This is a genomic window from Bacillus cihuensis (genome assembly GCF_000504145.1).
GTDB classification, from domain to species: Bacteria; Bacillota; Bacilli; order Bacillales; family DSM-1321; genus Peribacillus; species Peribacillus huizhouensis.
Genome location: NZ_KI632495.1, coordinates 2,056,740 through 2,074,259, shown reverse-complemented (window position 1 = coordinate 2,074,259; position 17,520 = coordinate 2,056,740). Strand labels below are relative to the sequence as shown.

Annotated in this window: 17 protein-coding genes; 15 read left to right on the top strand and 2 right to left on the bottom strand. The window is 37.9% G+C overall.

The annotated features are described in order from the left end of the window. Window positions 1-518: 518 nt before the first annotated feature. Window positions 519-1,244: a pseudouridine synthase gene (locus V179_RS0115665; RefSeq protein WP_028392314.1), complete on the top strand. Its 726-nt coding sequence runs from the start codon at window positions 519-521 to the stop codon at window positions 1,242-1,244. Between the two features lie 124 nt (window positions 1,245-1,368). On the opposite strand, the gene V179_RS0115660 is transcribed toward V179_RS0115665, so the two are convergent. Next, window positions 1,369-1,590, bottom strand: coding sequence for a DeoR family transcriptional regulator (locus V179_RS0115660; protein WP_028392313.1), 222 nt, complete (start codon window positions 1,588-1,590; stop codon window positions 1,369-1,371). 350 nt (window positions 1,591-1,940) lie between these two features. Between V179_RS0115660 and V179_RS0115655 the strand changes: the two genes are divergently transcribed. From V179_RS0115655 to V179_RS0115640, 4 genes are all read left to right on the top strand, one after another. Further along, on the top strand, window positions 1,941-3,221 hold the full coding sequence (locus V179_RS0115655) for a M48 family metallopeptidase (protein WP_028392312.1): 1,281 nt from the start codon (window positions 1,941-1,943) through the stop codon (window positions 3,219-3,221). A 496-nt stretch (window positions 3,222-3,717) separates the two neighbouring features. Continuing rightward, complete coding sequence (gene coaA / locus V179_RS0115650) at window positions 3,718-4,671, top strand: type I pantothenate kinase (RefSeq protein ID WP_028392311.1); 954 nt, start codon at window positions 3,718-3,720, stop codon at window positions 4,669-4,671. Window positions 4,672-4,697: 26 nt separating this feature from the next. After that, window positions 4,698-5,132: an RrF2 family transcriptional regulator gene (locus V179_RS0115645; RefSeq protein ID WP_051404976.1), complete on the top strand. Its 435-nt coding sequence runs from the start codon at window positions 4,698-4,700 to the stop codon at window positions 5,130-5,132. Between the two features lie 300 nt (window positions 5,133-5,432). Then, window positions 5,433-6,143 carry a DsbA family oxidoreductase gene (locus V179_RS0115640; protein ID WP_028392309.1) on the top strand — a complete coding sequence of 237 codons (711 nt, stop codon included), beginning with the start codon at window positions 5,433-5,435 and terminating at the stop codon, window positions 6,141-6,143. Window positions 6,144-6,275: 132 nt separating this feature from the next. Here V179_RS0115640 and V179_RS0115635 read toward each other — a convergent pair whose 3' ends face one another. Next, a complete protein-coding gene (locus tag V179_RS0115635; RefSeq protein ID WP_028392308.1) occupies window positions 6,276-6,713 on the bottom strand; it encodes a VOC family protein in 438 nt (145 codons plus the stop codon). A 215-nt stretch (window positions 6,714-6,928) separates the two neighbouring features. Between V179_RS0115635 and V179_RS0115630 the strand changes: the two genes are divergently transcribed. From V179_RS0115630 to V179_RS29185, 10 genes are all read left to right on the top strand, one after another. Then, window positions 6,929-7,363, top strand: coding sequence for a DUF4064 domain-containing protein (locus tag V179_RS0115630; RefSeq protein ID WP_028392307.1), 435 nt, complete (start codon window positions 6,929-6,931; stop codon window positions 7,361-7,363). Window positions 7,364-7,660: 297 nt separating this feature from the next. Then, on the top strand, window positions 7,661-9,103 hold the full coding sequence (locus V179_RS0115625; RefSeq protein WP_028392306.1) for a DEAD/DEAH box helicase: 1,443 nt from the start codon (window positions 7,661-7,663) through the stop codon (window positions 9,101-9,103). Window positions 9,104-9,467: 364 nt separating this feature from the next. Next, complete coding sequence (lepB, locus tag V179_RS0115620; RefSeq protein WP_028392305.1) at window positions 9,468-9,998, top strand: signal peptidase I; 531 nt, start codon at window positions 9,468-9,470, stop codon at window positions 9,996-9,998. A gap of 643 nt (window positions 9,999-10,641) precedes the next feature. Continuing rightward, window positions 10,642-11,589, top strand: a complete 948-nt coding sequence (locus V179_RS28090) for a VanW family protein (protein WP_051404974.1) — start codon at window positions 10,642-10,644, stop codon at window positions 11,587-11,589. Between the two features lie 446 nt (window positions 11,590-12,035). Beyond that, on the top strand, window positions 12,036-12,725 hold the full coding sequence (gene pssA, locus V179_RS0115610) for a CDP-diacylglycerol--serine O-phosphatidyltransferase (RefSeq protein ID WP_028392304.1): 690 nt from the start codon (window positions 12,036-12,038) through the stop codon (window positions 12,723-12,725). 265 nt (window positions 12,726-12,990) lie between these two features. After that, window positions 12,991-14,403: a dipeptidase PepV gene (gene pepV, locus V179_RS0115605; protein WP_028392303.1), complete on the top strand. Its 1,413-nt coding sequence runs from the start codon at window positions 12,991-12,993 to the stop codon at window positions 14,401-14,403. 18 nt (window positions 14,404-14,421) lie between these two features. Further along, a complete protein-coding gene (gene dat, locus V179_RS0115600) occupies window positions 14,422-15,291 on the top strand; it encodes a D-amino-acid transaminase (RefSeq protein ID WP_028392302.1) in 870 nt (289 codons plus the stop codon). Window positions 15,292-15,539: 248 nt separating this feature from the next. Further along, a complete protein-coding gene (thpR, locus tag V179_RS0115595) occupies window positions 15,540-16,100 on the top strand; it encodes an RNA 2',3'-cyclic phosphodiesterase (RefSeq protein WP_028392301.1) in 561 nt (186 codons plus the stop codon). Window positions 16,101-16,228: 128 nt separating this feature from the next. Continuing rightward, window positions 16,229-17,215 (top strand): nuclease-related domain-containing protein, encoded by a 987-nt coding sequence (locus tag V179_RS0115590; protein ID WP_028392300.1) that lies wholly within the window; start codon window positions 16,229-16,231, stop codon window positions 17,213-17,215. Between the two features lie 34 nt (window positions 17,216-17,249). Further along, window positions 17,250-17,489 (top strand): diacylglycerol kinase family protein, encoded by a 240-nt coding sequence (locus V179_RS29185; RefSeq protein ID WP_084552378.1) that lies wholly within the window; start codon window positions 17,250-17,252, stop codon window positions 17,487-17,489. The last annotated feature ends 31 nt before the right edge of the window (window positions 17,490-17,520 follow it).

Genomic DNA, 17,520 nt, shown 5'->3' with positions numbered 1-17,520 from the left:
ATACACTCTATATACCTGTTTATTGTGTCATATAAACGATATAAAGAAGATGTAGGGGTTAGACCCTTTTGCTTTTTACTTTATCCCGCATTAACGGGCAGTAACACCCCATCTTAAGGCATAGAGGAATCGAAGAAGCGTAGGTGGGCGATAACTTCCTAATTTAGTTGTAGCTCTAGCCCTACTTAAGGTTATAAACTGTAATACTCTGTGGCAAACTACGCCACGCCGTATTTCCATCTTCTGCTTGTCGGACTATCACAGGATGTGGGTTACTCAGATGAAGACATGAGGACGCGGCGGCGTACTTAGTCTGAGTTCGTTAAACCTTAGTTCGTACCCTGTTGATTGATCGAAGCGAAAGCAAAGATCTTGGCTACAGTAGAACGGCACTAACAATCAGTGGGGATGAAGAACCCCTTCACTTTATTCCTTTTAGTAGTATCCTGTTATAATGAAATGGGCATATAAACAATAAATGTTAATGTAATGCAAGATCAATTTTACCGGAGGAACTTATGAGAATCGATAAATTATTAGCAAATGTTGGCTATGGCAGCCGAAAAGAAGTGAAAAGTTTACTAAAATCAGGTGCTGTCGTTGTGAATGATCAAGTTGTGAAAGACGCGAAGGCGCATGTTGACCCAGAAGTGGATCATGTAACGGTACATAATGAACAAGTGGTCTATAGAGAGTTCATCTATTTAATGATGAATAAGCCACAAGGCCTTATTTCTGCTACGGAAGATAATTTTCAGGAAACAGTGATTGATATACTAGAACCAGAGGATGCGGCAATGGAGCCTTTTCCGGTAGGTCGCTTGGACAAAGATACAGAGGGGTTGCTTTTGATTACAAATGATGGACAGCTCGCCCATCAATTGCTTTCCCCAAAAAAACATGTCCCAAAAACGTATTTCGCCGTGATTAACAGCGAAGTGTCAGAAAGCGATATTGAAGAATTCAGTAAAGGGGTAACACTGGATGATGGCTATCATACGAAACCTGGAGAGTTGAAAATCATTAAATCAGGACTTACATCTGATATTGAATTAACGATTATGGAAGGGAAGTTTCATCAAGTGAAAAGGATGTTTGAAGCGGTAGGCAAACGGGTCATCTATTTGAAGCGTATTTCAATGGGGAGCCTTACGCTTGATGAGGAGCTTGAATTAGGTGAGTACCGTGAATTAACTGATGAGGAACTTTTTGCTTTAAGAAATGGGCAGCAATCACAATCATAATAAGCAAAAAAATGAGGCGGACTGTATGAGTCTGCCTCATTTCTAGTAGATGGGTATTATTCATATATTTCTTTAGTTTGCAAGCTTAGGTTGAAAAATATTATAACAAATTTTGTCTTTTGCCTTAAGATGACATCTTTACTTTTTTGCTTGTTGTGGTCCATAGGCCGCGGCTTGGGCTTTTGACTAAGTCGTTATAAGCTAACACATTTAAATCGCGCTGTATTGTTCGAGGAGTGATGCCAAATTCTTCTACAAGGTCCTGAGTAGAAACCGTACCGTTATTGCTAATAAACATATAAACGGATTTAATACGGGTTAACATGCGATTTGTTGAAGGTTTCAAAAAATCACTCCTTATTCATTTTCATTGGCACCAAAACAAATGAAAACAACCGATAAGATGGACAGTATTCCAACTGCCACTATGTACTTGCTTTACCCATCCAAAAACTCCCCTGAAACATTACGCAATTTTCAAGTTGTCATTTGCTTATATTCTAACTCTTTATTCAATGAAATTCTAGAAAAAACCTATGGAATTTACAAAATTTTTACTTTTCATCGTTAATCTATGCGTGTATTTTAACTTTATTCGTTATTAATCACTTTTTGGGAAAAAATGTTGATTGGTTTTATGTAAAGTATTAGGTATAATTCCAACGTATTCATTAATAGTTAATAGGGGGAAAAGGGTTGCTAGAAGAAAGATTTAAAAATGATCTTGTTTACCGAAAAGAGAAAGTGTATTTTATTCTCACAATGATTTTTAGTTTGATGATGTATATCTCTTTAGCCTTCAGCATAATTGGAATTGTGATTGTTGGGGCACTGATTTTATTGTCATTATTTGTCCACGGCCTATCGATGGCCCATATTCGCCGTAACGGTGTTAGGATTAGTGAGAGACAATTTCCCGGTGTTTATGAAAAGGCAGAGTTGCTTGCCAAAGAGATGGATATGAACGTTCCTTCGATGTATGTGTTAGAGTCTTCTGGAATGTTAAATGCTTTTGCGACTCGTTTTTTTGGGAAAAATATGGTGGTTATTTATTCTGAATTGTTTGATTTAACAGAAGAAGGCAAGGAAGATGAGTTATTGTTCGTGCTTGCTCACGAATTTACACATATAAAGCGAAGACATGTGCTAGTTCATATGCTCGTACTTCCCGGAATGTTTATTCCACTTCTTGGTGAGGCGTATATGCGAGCATGTGAATATACATGTGACCGTCATGCACACTTTTATGTGAAAAATATGGAAGCATCTAAGCAGGCATTGACTATGCTTGCCATAGGAAAGAAACTTGCGCCGAAAGTGAATCAGGATGCATACATAGACCAGATTCGCGAAGAGTCGGGATTTTTTGTTTGGTTAAGTGAAAAACTGTCCACACATCCCCATCTACCGAAGCGTTTAAATGCGTTGGATAACTGGTCATTTCCAGAAGAAAAAGAATTAATTAAAGAGAAAAAAGCAACGGTCATAATAGGAATTAGCGTCAGTATTCTACTATTTGTGGCTGCTGGTATAGGGATTGCTTTCGCGATATCTACTCTAGCCAATAGTGATTTAGCTACAATGTTTCAAGAGGACTATGACATGGAAGAAGGCTTTACACCGCTTATGAACGCAGTTTCTGAAAATGAGACAGAGACAATACTTTCGCTCCTGGCTGATGGTGCAGATATTAATGAAACCGACGATTATGGCCAGAGTGCGCTTCATCATGCAGTGTCCTATGAAAATAACGAAGCAGCTAAATTACTGCTTGAAAAGGGAGCAACCGTTGATTTAGTAGACTCGTATGAAACGACACCATTAAATCTGGCGGCTTATTTAGAAAATGTGGAACTAGTTGCATTACTTCTTAAATATGGTGCCGATCCGACCATAAAAGATATGGAAGGCTTATCAGCAATAGATTATGCGCATGACTCACAAAACAAAGAATTAATTGAACTATTTAAGCAATAATAACAAGACTTCTTTCCTGACAATGGAGAGAAGTCTTTTTAGTGAAAAATTTAATATGGATATGGAAGATAAACCTATATCTGAGTACTTGATTTCAATATTTGTCATCCCGAAATTTTGGATTGTTATTTTCAACCGGCCCGAAAGAGCTAGTTCTGGCACGCAAAAGCGGAATCCCGCATGAAAAGAGCTATTTCTGGCCCGCAAATCTCAAATCCGGCCCGAAAAGTACTTAATCCTGCGCAAAACCTCATGTTTCATCTTGGAATAGGCTTTTCATATACTTTGAGTTTGCTGATATTAATCTTAAATCAGTAATTTCTGGGATTTTATGTAAAAAAATCACGGCGATTATCCATGTATGAAAAGAATAAAGAATCTATTTTCTATAACATTTATTTTTTCCTCTTTCATTCTTAGCTGAAATTAACTAAAATAGGGATTAACAAAATAGAAAATGTAGACGTTTTCAATGAACTTGCATTTAAAGGGGCCTATGATGAATACAACCATGACTAGTTATTCACCTTATATGACATTCACAAAAGAGGAATGGGCAAACTTACGTTTTAACACACCGATGACATTGACAGAAGCCGAGCTTTGGGAATTACAAGGAATTAATGAGAATATCTCAATGGATGAGGTTACGAAAATTTACGTTCCTTTGACAAGGCTGATTAATTTATATGCAACAGCTTCTCAACAGCTTCATTCTGTAACAGATACTTTTTTTGGAAAAAACACTCGGAAAATCCCTTATATTATTGGGATTGCTGGGAGTGTCGCGGTTGGAAAAAGTACGACCTCGAGAATCATTAAGGCGTTGCTCTCGAAATGGCATAATCACCCAAAGGTTGAAATTGTAACGACGGACGGTTTCCTTTTTCCGAACTCAGTTTTGGAGCAAAAGGGATTAATGCAAAGAAAAGGATTTCCAGAAAGCTATGATATTCGGGAACTTATTAACTTTCTGGCGCTGTTAAAGTCAGGTGCTCCAACCATTTCAGCACCCGTTTATTCACATTTGTATTATGATGTCTTGCCAGGTCAAAATGTGCTGATTAATCAGCCGGATATCGTGATTGTAGAAGGAATAAATGTATTGCAAACACCAATACTTCAAGATCAATCATCACCAAGTGTGTTTGTCTCGGATTTCTTTGATTTATCCATTTATGTAGATGCAGTGGAAACAGATTTGAAGGAATGGTATATAAACAGGTTTATGAAGTTAAAGGAAACAGCTTTTCATAATCCTCAGTCTTACTTCCATCGTTATGCGTCGCTATCTGATCGAGAAGCTTTTGTTGTAGCTGCGGATATTTGGAATCGAATCAATAAAGTGAATCTGCTTCATAATATTGAGCCGACAAAGACAAGAGCTGATTTAATTTTAACCAAAGCTGCCTCCCATGATATTCGTACCATTAAGTTGAGGAAGATTTAAAGGCTTAATAAAGGAGGGACGACTGTGTGACTGATTACAAATTAAGTCAAATTGGACCACCACGGTTTGCGCTTGCCGTTCATGCTCTCTTCTTGCTTGCTAAAAGTAATACGTTGCAATCAAGTTCAAGTATTGCACAGCAGGTGAATTCTCATGCGACTTTTTTGCGTAGGGTGCTTGCCCTTCTTTGCGTGTCTGGGATAGTGAAAGCAAAGGAAGGACGTGATGGCGGATACGGCTTATTAATACCTGCATCTAAATTAACGCTTGCGGATATTTACATGGCGGTAAGACCAGAATGTCTCATTTGTTCAAAGGAAGAACCAGAATGCGATGATACTGGGAAGCGATTGGCCCAGCTACTGGAAGAAATCCTTAGCGACGCTGAACAAGAGACTGTTAAGTATTTGCGGACAATTACCTTGGATGAAATCATGGACAAAATTAAAATTTCTTGTTAAGAAAACAAATATGGCGTTAAAATGCAACCATTTATCATGAAGGAGCAATCAAATAACACGCTACACTCGCATTCACAATGGTGGCGGTGCGGAGCAGGATTTAGGGGATTTCAATAATAAAGTAAGTATACTACCTAAGTAGGTTAGCTATATTTATAAATCGCGAAGACCCGTCCCCATTTCCTTCATTCAAAAAGACTGTACAGGCGGATGATTTGGAGAATCATACTGTACAGTTTATAATGTGCTTAGTTTAGTTGCAGTTAATTTTCATTAAAATATTATTTAGGAGGTTTAGACATGAAAGTTGAAGTTTGGTCTGATTATCAATGTCCGTTTTGCTATATTGGCAAACGTCGTTTTGAAAAAGCTTTGTCTCAATTTTCTCAGCAATCAGAAGTAGAGGTTGAATTTAAAAGCTTCGAATTGGATCCGCATGCACAAAAAGATATGGGGATGAATGTTCACGAAATGCTGGCAAAGAAATATGGTACGTCAGTTGAACAAGCAAAAGAAATGAGTGCCAATGTAACAAGTCAAGCAAAGGGAGAAGGGTTAGATTATCGCTTCGATACGCTGATTCCTACTAATACATTTGATGCTCATCGATTGTTGAAATTCGCTTCAGTAAAAGGAAAAGAAAAAGAAATGAATGAAACGTTATTTCATGCGTACTTTACAGAATCCAAGCATATCGGTGATCAAGAAACACTTGCTTCACTTGCCAAACAAGTCGGGCTTGATAAAACAGAAGTAACTGCCATGCTTGCTAGTGATCAATTCACTGAAGAAGTAAGGGCAGATGAACGTGAAGGAAGTCAGTTGGGAATTACTGGAGTGCCATTTTTCGTAATTAATCGAAAATACGGTGTTTCTGGTGCACAACCAACTGAATTATTTTTAGAAACTTTAAATAAAGTTTGGACTGAAGAAAATCCGTTGCAGATTTTAAATGAAGCCTCAACAGATAATAGTTGCAGTGATGGATCTTGTGCTGTTCCTGAAAAGTGACAACATTGTAATAAGTAACAAGAGGTTATCCTATTTCGAAAAGGTCAGACTATGACACAAAAAAACGGTTGATAGAATGTGAAGTCCTACCTTTTCCAGGATACCTCTTTTGTATGGATCGAATAAGTTCCCTTAAAAAGGAATGGGTGAATCCGCTTGATTTGGATAATCACAATATTCAATGATTGTGCCTTCAGTATCCGCTGGATTTAAATAGATGAGCCTTCTTCCGTGTTTATTGATCCGTAAAGAATTTTCTAATACTCGGATCCCTTGCTGTTTCAGTTCGATTAAAGCTTTGTCTAAATCATCAACGCGATAAGCGATATGATGGACGCCTTTTCCTTTTTGCTTAATGAACCGTGCAATCGGTGAAGTTGTGTTATTTGTCGGTGCAAGCAATTCGATTCTTTCCCCGTTGATTTCAATGATTGCAATTTCACTTTCGACCCCTATCGCTTCACTCCTGTAACGATCGATTAATTTTCCACCTAATACATTCAGATAAAAATCAATACTATTATTTAAGTCGCGGACTGCAATCCCGATGTGATCTATTTTTTTATTCATATTAACCTCCAAGTTTATATCTATTACATAGTAGCATACGGCTTATATTTCCTGTAATGATTAAAGAGGAGTCTATTACTAATTGTAAAAATATTTTGTTTGCATGTTTTGTCATACATTTAGTAGGATTAAAGATGAAATAGAGTTATTCATTCAAAATGGTTGTAATGCATAAGTTAAACATGTAGTTGAGAAATAATTTAGGGGGGAATATGGTGAAGCGTACAGGTGAATATATTCTAGCAATTATTGGAATTTTACTATCGGTAATCTTGACATTTATTGGGGTTTTCTTTATTGCTTTGAAACAAAATGATGGAATTAGACAAGTGATAGAAGCAGAATTAGCTAACGACCCAACGATAACGATGGAAGACTTCTCTCTTGTAATGGACGCAGTTGGAGGGTTTGGCTGGCTGATTGTAGTTGCATCGGCAATTGGTATTATTCTTGGTCTCGTTTCCATCTTCATCCTTAGAAGCAAGAGACAGACGATGGCTGGGGTTTTCTTCATTATTACTGCCGTGCTTGTTGGTTTACTTTCAATTGGCTTAGGATTGCTTCAGGCGGTATTATTCCTGATTGTTGGCATCATGTGTTTCGTTCGTAAACCGAAAAATGCCGATAAAGATCCAGTTGTAACCATGTAAATAATTCGTAGGAGGGTGTTTCATAAGGGGTCTGACTTCGCACTCTAAATCAGTATGTAGCGTTATCTTATACTGTATTTAGTTGTTGCTGCGGGTCTGACTTATCTTATTGGGCATCCCTTTTTTTATTGAAGATGCCATCATGTTGCTGCTTAAAGAAAAAAGGATCATGTACAAATATATGTGCAAAAACAATCAATTAAAAACATAAACCCTATTTGTCTCTATGTTCGCGTATAATGAAAGCTTGTACACATGGGAAACATAATAAAAATTCAAAATAAATGAGGCAAAAAGATGAAAAGTTTTAAAGAATATAAATTAAGTGAAGAAATTGTAAGAGCGCTAACGAGTATGAATTATGCGACACCAACAGAAGTTCAAAGCAAAGTGATTCCGCTTGTGCTTGAAAATAGAGATCTTGTTGTAAAGTCACAGACAGGAAGCGGGAAGACAGCTTCATACGGTATTCCGATTTGTGAAAAAGTGGATTGGCATGAAAATAAACCACAAGCACTTGTTTTGACGCCAACGCGAGAGCTAGCGGTTCAAGTGAAAGAAGACATCATGAACATTGGTCGTTTTAAGCGAATTAAAGCGACGGCAGTTTATGGCAAGCAGCCTTTCTTGAAACAGCAAGCAGAATTAAAGCAAAAGAGCCATATTGTTGTAGGGACACCAGGTAGGGTACTTGATCATATTGAACGAGGGACTATAGCTTTAGACAAACTAACTTATCTTGTGATCGATGAAGCAGATGAGATGTTAAATATGGGGTTTATTGACCAAGTTGAAGCGATTATTCAGGCGCTTCCTAGAAATCGTGTAACGCTTCTTTTCTCTGCAACATTGCCGGAAAGTATTAAAAACATGACTCATAAATATATGAATAACCCAAGTGATATTGAGATTAAGGCAACAGGCTTAACGACAAATACAATCCATCATACCGTTATCGAAGTTGAGGAACAGGAGAAATTTACATTACTACAAGATATAACGATTGTAGAAAATCCTGATAGCTGTATTATTTTCTGCCGAACAAAAGACCGCGTTGATCAGTTAGTTGATGGGTTAACCGATTTGGATTATGACTGTGATAAAATTCACGGAGGGATGGTACAGGAAGATCGTTTAGCTGTTATGAATGAATTTCGCCGAGGTGAATTCCGTTATTTAATTGCAACAGATGTAGCAGCAAGAGGTATTGATATTGATAGTATTACCCATGTGATTAATTACGATCTACCATTGGAAAAAGAAGGATATGTTCACCGTACTGGAAGAACAGGGCGTGCAGGGAAAACTGGACAGGCGATCACCTTTGTTACCCCGTTTGAAGATCGCTTTTTAGCAGATATTGAAGCATATATCGGTTTTGATATTGCTAAAAGAATGGCACCTACCAAAGAAGAAGTGGCAAGTAAGCAGGCAGCTTTCGAAATGAAAATGAATGCCAAACCAATGTTGAAGAAAGATAAAGCAGGCGCATTAAATAAAGGAATTATGAAACTTTATTTTAATGGTGGTAAGAAAAAAAAGCTACGGGCAGTAGACTTCGTTGGAACAATTGCAAAAATTAACGGGGTATCTTTTGATGATATCGGGATTATCTCCATCGAGGATCATGTTACCTATGTTGAAATATTAAATGGAAAAGGGTCACAAGTATTACGGGTGATGAAAGATACAACGATTAAAGGGAAATTATTAAAGGTAAATGAAGCTAAGAAGAAATAATGAATAGGTATTTCGAAAAGGGTTAAACCTGCACTAGGGATTGCGGTGTTTAATCCTTTTATTATGGGGGAGTTTATCCAGCATTAACGGGCAGTAATACTCCCACCTCAAGGCTTAGAGGGGATAACTGCCCATAAAAGCCCGATTAGTTCAACTAACAATCAGTGGGGGATGAAAAAAACCACTGATCGAAGTTTCACATTATATGAAATCACTTCAATCGATTATCAGCTTTACTCAAGATGATTTGGAAAACCGAAGCAAAAGCGGTAATGTATGTATTGGATAATTAAAAATATTGGATTTCAGTAGTTGTTTTGGGGTATAAATAAGGCATGGTGTTTAAGAAAGAGGGGAAAAGAATTTGGAAGAACGCAAAGAGATATTTTCATGGGTAAAGGCCATATTAATCGCCGTTTTACTTGCATTTGCCATTCGTACCTTTATATTTGCTCCAATTATCGTAGACGGTGAGTCCATGATGCCCACATTACACAACCATGAGCGGGTTGTGCTGAATAAAATGGGTACAGATATTGAAGACATAAACAGATTTGATGTTGTCGTTTTTCATGCGACGGAAAAGAAAGATTATATTAAACGTGTGATTGGGCTTCCAGGTGATCGAATTAAATATGAAGATGATGTTCTGTATGTGAATGACAAACCTGTAGATGAACCTTATTTAGCTGAATATAAACAAATGACGGACGGGTTGTTAACATGGGATTTCACCCTGGATGAAACAGTTCCTGAAGGACAACTATTTGTCATGGGGGATAACCGCCAAAATAGCCTCGATAGCAGGGAAATCGGTACCATATCCATTGATCAAGTTGTCGGCAAAGCAAGCTTTGTCTATTGGCCGGTGAAAGAAATTAAAATAATTAAATAGGCTCTTTTCGTAAAGAGTTGTTTTTAGCAAGAAACCAAATCGAGTAGATGTTGATTGTAGTGGGAGGTGCGAGACTCCTGCTTAGAGAAGCGTGTTGATGGAGACCTTGTAAGTGCAACGCACTCAGGAGGCTTCTTTAGACCGCCCGCTTAAAAGCAAGTACCTGCTACGGAAATCAACCCAGAATAGTCAACAAAGTATGCGAAAAATAGCAATAAATAAAACGAATGAGAATATCTGAAAAAGGGTCTGACCTCACACTCTATAAATAGTTTATAGTGTTAATCACTTAAATTTAAACTATATATAGGTAGTGGGTCGGACCCTTTTTCTTTATATTTACGAAATATCATAAGTCAGCCTCTAAAAGACGTGGTTCTTCTGAATTTCAGATAGGAAGAATTTAAAGAACATATATTGATTATTTAGGGAATATACTCTATGGTTGTGCTTGCTAGTTAGATAGAAAAGTCCTAATTTTTCTTGGTAAATAGGATAATATATTATTGATGAAACAGAAATAGCAGGCTATAATTGGAAATAAAGCAGGTGTTTTTTAATAAGTATTTCAGAGTTGTATGTTAGTAAAGTAGTGTTTTAGTAATGAAGATTAGAAAAATACCGGGAAATAGGTGGGGGAAAATTGAAAAAGTATATTGGCTGTTTGACAGGAATTGTGTTGGTCTGCGGATTGGTTCTATTCGGAAAGCACGGAGAAGCAGCTACTCATGTAACCTCTAATGAAATCCATGGCATCGGTCAGCATATGAAGCATGAACTTCTGCTTTCTAAGAAAGAGTGGGTCGAACAAGAAATAACATTGATTGATCCGAGAGATGGAAGCGAAATACAAAAAGTAAAACCTTCTTCATTTAATAGTGAAGAAAAAGCTGAGAATCTTGCTCACGAGCTGGAACAGAAATACGATCAGCCCATGGTCCCGGCCCGACTAAATTCTGATGGGACAATAAAAGCAGGCAGCAACAGAGTCGTGGTAGATAAAGCAGCATTTGTAACAGCACTACAGAATGTGCCATTTTTTCAAAGAGAAATTGAAGTACCTATAACGGAAAGTGCACCTAATATAACAGCGGAAGCAGCTGTAAATGTGGATCAAGGTGTGCTAGCCTCTTATAAAACCCATTTTAATGCTTCTATTAAAGGGAGAACGACCAATATTGTTCTTTCTGCCAAGGAGATTGATGGAGTCATCTTAGGTCCAGGAGACAGATTTTATTTTAATTTAATAGTTGGGCAAGCTACTACTGAAAGAGGCTATCAAAAAGCTATGGAAATTGTGAATAAGGAAATGGTAGAAGGCATTGGCGGTGGAATTTGCCAGACATCTAGTACTCTCTACAATGCAATAGATAAATTAGGCCTAGAAATTATAGAGCTGCACCACCATTCTTTGGGTGTTTCCTATGTTCCAGTAAATCGTGATGCTACCATTGCTTACGGAGGAAAGGACTTTAAGTTTTTAAATAATCAAGACTTTCCAGTCATGATTAAGGCCATAGTAGATACAAAAAATGGAACGCTTGAAGTCCAAGTACGCGCAGCTAATCAATATGTTGCAACAAAAGGTTAAGAATTGATGATAAGCGATTATAGAGAAATCGGTTATCATCAAAATTCAAAATCAATGATATAATAATAAGTAAACTTTAACCTAGACAAAATTTTTTGTTTAGGTTTTGTCTTTTTAGCTGACATATATAATGTGGAACTTCAATCAGTCGGGGTGTTCTTCATCCCTTGCTGATTGTTAATGCGGGATAATGTGGAGTTTCTATCAGTTGGTTATTCTTCACAGGAGCAATGGGAGATATATGAAAAAGTGAGCGGACCGCTAGCGGTTCGACTCCAAAGATTGTTCACATCCTGCGACAAGTCCGACTAGTATTACAGCTTAGGCCTCGGACGGGCTTGGTGCAACATCAGCAGACTGTTTTTCTCGCAAACATTGAGATGTGAGCATTATAGACTGGTAAACCGGGTTTAAAGAATAAAGTAGATGGAGTGTGATGAATGGTAGTGAGATTTAAAAAAATGATTCCGAATTTTGTTACGTTAGGAAATTTGTATTGTGGTTTTTTATCAATTGGCTTCGCGGCAAATGGTCAATATAATAACGCAGCCATCTTAATTTTGATTGGTATGATGCTTGACAGTATGGATGGTCGCTTGGCACGAATGTTACATGCGGACAGTATATTAGGAAAAGAACTGGATTCATTGGCTGATATTGTTACATTTGGTGTTGCACCTTCGTTTCTTGTGTATTATACATATTTCTTCCATTTTGGTTTATTAGGATTGATTGTAGCTGGACTGTTCCCTCTATTTGGCGCATTCCGCTTAGCAAGATTTAACATAAGCTCGACGAAATCATCTATGAATTATTTTATCGGAGTACCAATTACAGCAGCAGGAGGGATTCTGGCGTTACTCACTTTATTTGGTGGAAAACTACCAAATATCATAACGACAGTTGTCTTTACAGCGCTTTGCTTCTTAATGGTGAGTAAGATCCGAATTCCTAGCTTAAAAGAAATACCACTCCCAAAATACGGTACCATTGTAACGATATTTCTAGGCTGCTCTTTGTTTGCGATTTATAAAGGCACTCATCAAAACTTTCCTTATTTTATCTATATCGCAACACCGCTTTATATCACGTATTTAGGGTATCGTTTTGTGAAAAGCAGGCGGGATCCAGAATAAAGTGAAATCAGTGGGGGATACTCCCATGAAAATAGCTATTATTATTATTTTGGGTGTGCTTGCTTCATGTTTGGTTACTAATGAGTGATAAAATGGAATATGTTACTAACTGTTCTGCCTTCACACTCTATACACCGTTTTTTTTGACTAGTGATATATAGTAGTAAAAGGACATGATCGGATAGTTTAGATCTTCTTGAAATGGGTAGAAAATTTGGAAGTATTGGTAAAATAGAACGGTAATGTGAATAGGAGTGATCGTATGATGAATAAAATTAATTGGCGTAATGAAATCGAAAAACGCAAGTTGGATTTGTTACTAGATACCCAAAATCTATTGAAGATTAAAAGTGTTTTAGACGAAGAAAATGGTACGAAAGAAGCGCCATTTGGAGTAGGTGTGAAAGATGCGCTCGACTATATGCTAGAGCTTGGAGAGAAAGCTGGTTTCACGACTAAAAACGTTGACAATATCGCAGGGTCTATTGAAATCGGCGAAGGAGAAGAAGTTGTCGGGATATTATGTCATGTAGACGTCGTGCCAGCAGGAGACGGTTGGAGCTCAGACCCATTTGGAGCGGAAATTCGTGATGGCAAAATCTTTGCTCGCGGCGCCATTGATGATAAAGGGCCGACAATGGCGGCTTTCTATGCGATGAAGACAGTTGCGGAACTTGGTTTACCATTAAGTAAGCGTGTACGGATGATCATCGGTACAGATGAAGAATCCAAATGGCGTTGTGTGGATCGTTATTTTGAAGTAGAAGAAATGCCATCAATCGGCTTCGCACCAGATGCTGATTTCCCAATTATTAATGCGGAAAAAGGAATTTGGGATTTTGCGATTATTCAACAACCAGCGAAAATAAATCAGAACACATCTTTCGTACAAGTAAAGAGCTTTACATCTGGACTAAGAACGAATATGGTACCTGATTTTGCAACTGCTATTGTGGAAACGGCTAATCAGGAAGAAGTAACAAGTCTATTCAATTCGTATGTAAAAAATCATTCATTAACGGCTACAGTCACTCCGATGGGGAATGAACTATTATTTGAGGTTAAAGGGTTATCTGCTCACGCGTTGGAGCCGAATAATGGTGTGAACGCAGGACTACACCTTGCCGATTTCCTATCAAGTTTAGAACTGGATGAGCACGCAAATACGTATTTCCGTTATATTAAAGAGTATTTAATTGGCGATACACGTGCTGTCAAACTTGGGCTCGCCTATAGCGATGAAATGACGGGTGAGTTGACGTTGAATGCAGGCAGATTCAACTATTCTAAAGAAAATGCAAGCAGCATCGGCTTCAGCATGCGTTATCCGGTTACATACAAATGGGAAGAATATTCAACAAAGCTAAAAGCTCAACTGAAATCTTTGAATTGGAGTCTTGTAACGAATTCTCACTCTACTCCGCATTATGTGGACAGTGACAGTTTCTTAATTAAAACTCTGCAAAAAGTATATGAGGATGAAACAGGTGAAAAAGCTGATTTACTTTCGATTGGCGGGGGGACATATGCCCGTTCATTGAAAGAAGGAGTTGCATTTGGTCCACTATTCCCGGGTAGTGAGGATCCTGCCCATCAAAAAGATGAATATATGGAGATTGAGGATATGTTAAAAGCGGCAGCCATTTATGCAGCTGCTATTTATGAATTGGCTAAGTGATAAAAGGGGGATTTCTGTATGGAAAAGATGATTCTTAACGGTGAAATACGAAATCGTAGCGAAATAAAGGTAGAAATTGAAGATAGAGGCTATCAATTTGGGGATGGGGTATACGAGGTTATTCGGATTTATAACGGCAAGCTCTTTACGAGTGAAATGCATCTTGCTAGGCTAATTGAAAGTGCGAAAAAAATCAATATCACGATTCCTTATACAATAGAAGAAATCGAGGTTAAGCTAAAGGAACTCATAGCTGAAAATGCGATTACATTCGGTACGGTCTATATGCAATTTACAAGAGGGGTCTCGCCTAGAAATCATGCATTTCCAAGTACAGGTGTTGCACCGGTTTATGTTGCTTACACAAAAGAAGTTCCATACAGCGGGGTACTAAAGCCAGGAGCGAAGGCAATCACAGTAGAAGATATACGTTGGCTTCGCTGTGATATTAAAAGTCTAAACTTGCTTGGAAATATCCTTGCCAAACAAAAAGCGGCTGAAGCAGGTTGTATTGAAGCGATTCAGCATCGTTGCGGCACAGTGACTGAAGGGAGTTCATCGAATGTATCGATCGTAGTGAACGGTGAACTGAAAACCCATCCAGCTACTAACTTGATCCTAAACGGTATTACTCGACAAGTAATGATTAAGATTTGTAAGGATTTAGGGATTTCATATAAAGAGGACGACTTTACTTTAGAAGAACTCTTAGCAGCGGAAGAGGTCATCATGACAAGCACAACGGCTGAAATCACGCCAATTACTGAAATAGATGGTCAAGCAATTGGTAATGGTGAATCAGGTACTGTGACACGTCAATTACAACAAGCTTTTCATGCAGAAATTGAACGTCAATGTGGTCACATTAGTGAATCCATTGTGAAATAATCCAAATATTTTTGTTGAAATTCATGAACGAACGCCAATAAAAACTTGATAGTATGCAATATACGTTTTCAGTAAATGAGGGGACAGATTAGTCTGTTCTCTTTTTTGAATACTAATAATTAATCTATTATATAGTGAAACTTTTTCCTCCCACACTTAAGCTTCTTCAATTTCTCCCTAAGCTTTTAGGTAGGGGAGTACTGCCCATTAATGCGGGATAAAATATAAATAAAAGGAAGGGGTAGTTGATGACTAAAACACATTTTTTTTATGCGTTAACATTGCCAGATGAAACGAAAGAATTATTGCAGCAGACGAGCGAACGGATTAAGACCGAGTTCCCTTTTAAAAAATGGTTGCATCATGATGATTATCATATTACACTTGCGTTCCTTGGAGATGCACCAGAAGAAATGAGGCAGAAGAGTTTAGAACTCGTGAATGTTGCGCTTGCAGAAGTATCTAAATTTGAACTCTATTTGAACGGAATGGGTATTTTTGGAGATTTGGCATCGCCTCGAATTCTTTGGGCGGGAGTGGATCCGTCAGAACAGCTTTTCAATTTGCAAAAAAAAGTATATACAGCGTGTGAGGAAGCTGGTTTTACTTTAGATAAAAAGCCATTCAAACCACATATTACATTGGCAAGAAAGTTTATCGGAAATGCTTTTCAACTTAATCGAATGCAAGAACTAGCCGATATATCTAATAGAACATATCGATTTCAAGGTGCTACTGTTACGTTATACCAAACGCATTTAGGTCAAGCGCCATCTTATCAACCAATCGCAACAAGTTCACTAATATAAATCAGAGGATGTCTCAGAAAGGGTCTGACCTCACACTTTAAACACATAAATTAAACGATTGTAGTTGTGGGGTCTGACCCTTTCGTTATGGGACCCCTTCGATTAAACCTCTTAGGACGGTGAAGAATATGGGACAGCTGATAAAGCTTCAAGATTATATATCAAGATATGAACAGGATATATATCGTTATCCCAGTCAATTTGTTCGGCTCAAGCAGCAACAGTGGGAAAAGCTAAAAGCTGCTTACACGGCAGGTGAGCTTACTAGGCTTTATGAGGAACATGAAGATACTGGACAAATGGAAGTAGAGCATGATGAAAAAAAAGGCTTATTGAACAAAGTAAGAGGTCTTATAGGACGAGGTACTAAAGAGTTACCTGCTGATCAGCTAAAGCCTGTTGGAGAAACGAATGTTTTCTCGTTGAATTTTCCAACAGAGCCAAAGAGTTTAGATGATTTGAAGCAAAACTACTTGAATCAGCTTTTGAAGTTTCAATTAAAGTGGGGAAGCTCGACGATTCATGAAAAATCATGGATGGATGACTCTTATATTTTAGATGAAAAGTTGCGTTTCTTTTTACAACGTTTTCCCGATACATATCTAGTCCTCTACAAGCCGATCTTTGTTTTTAAAAACGCCCCTATTGAATTAGATGTCATTTTATTAGGACCGACCGATGTGTGGTGCATAACCTTTTTGGAGGCAGAAGAAGATGCAGCCTTCATCGGGTCAAATGAACGATTCTGGCTCCGTAGGCATCATCGATATCCGGATAAAAAACTATTAAACCCACTTATTGCTTTGAATCGGACTGGAAAAATTGTTTCCCAGTTATTTGAGTTGTATGAGATTAGCCTACCTATTCATAAGGTTGTCTTATCACGAAACGGATACATTGATTATCCACAAGCACCTTACGATGTGACATTTCTAGATAAGCGCGTTTTTCCAGAATGGTTTGAGAAAATGAGAAGCGCACAAACGCCTTTAAAGCACCAGCAGTTAAAAGCGGCACAAGGATTGTTAGAATATTGTCAGACAACATCAAGCAGACGATTGGAATGGGATGTGGATCAACATGATCAATTTGGAATCGAAGATGGATCCAAATAAATCGAACAGCAGTTGATGTCTCAAAACATAAGCTATCAGGATTTTTATACAGAAAAAAGATCATGCACAGCAGTTGACTGAAAATATCCTAAAAAAATCAGCAGAACGAACGTATATTATTTCAGTAGGTGGCGATGGAACTCTTCATGATGTGATAAATGGAGCAGCGAGCTTTTCAAATGCATTGATAACTTGCGTTCCGGCTGGTTTAGGCAATGATTTTGCAAGAGGCATACAGAAGACAGGAAATATAGCTGATGCCCTTTCTTACTAGTAAATAATAAGGAAGAGGCCCAGGCAGTTGA

Excerpts from the sequence above, each read along its gene's own strand:
- pepV (WP_028392303.1), top strand. The coding sequence starts at position 12,991 with ATGAATAAAATTAATTGGCGTAATGAAATCGAAAAACGCAAGTTGGAT.
- V179_RS0115590 (WP_028392300.1), top strand. The coding sequence starts at position 16,229 with ATGGGACAGCTGATAAAGCTTCAAGATTATATATCAAGATATGAACAG.
- dat (WP_028392302.1), top strand. The coding sequence starts at position 14,422 with ATGGAAAAGATGATTCTTAACGGTGAAATACGAAATCGTAGCGAAATA.
- coaA (WP_028392311.1), top strand. The coding sequence starts at position 3,718 with ATGATGAATACAACCATGACTAGTTATTCACCTTATATGACATTCACA.
- V179_RS0115625 (WP_028392306.1), top strand. The coding sequence starts at position 7,661 with ATGAAAAGTTTTAAAGAATATAAATTAAGTGAAGAAATTGTAAGAGCG.
- V179_RS0115635 (WP_028392308.1), bottom strand. The coding sequence starts at position 6,713 with ATGAATAAAAAAATAGATCACATCGGGATTGCAGTCCGCGACTTAAAT.
- thpR (WP_028392301.1), top strand. The coding sequence starts at position 15,540 with ATGACTAAAACACATTTTTTTTATGCGTTAACATTGCCAGATGAAACG.
- V179_RS0115665 (WP_028392314.1), top strand. The coding sequence starts at position 519 with ATGAGAATCGATAAATTATTAGCAAATGTTGGCTATGGCAGCCGAAAA.
- V179_RS0115640 (WP_028392309.1), top strand. The coding sequence starts at position 5,433 with ATGAAAGTTGAAGTTTGGTCTGATTATCAATGTCCGTTTTGCTATATT.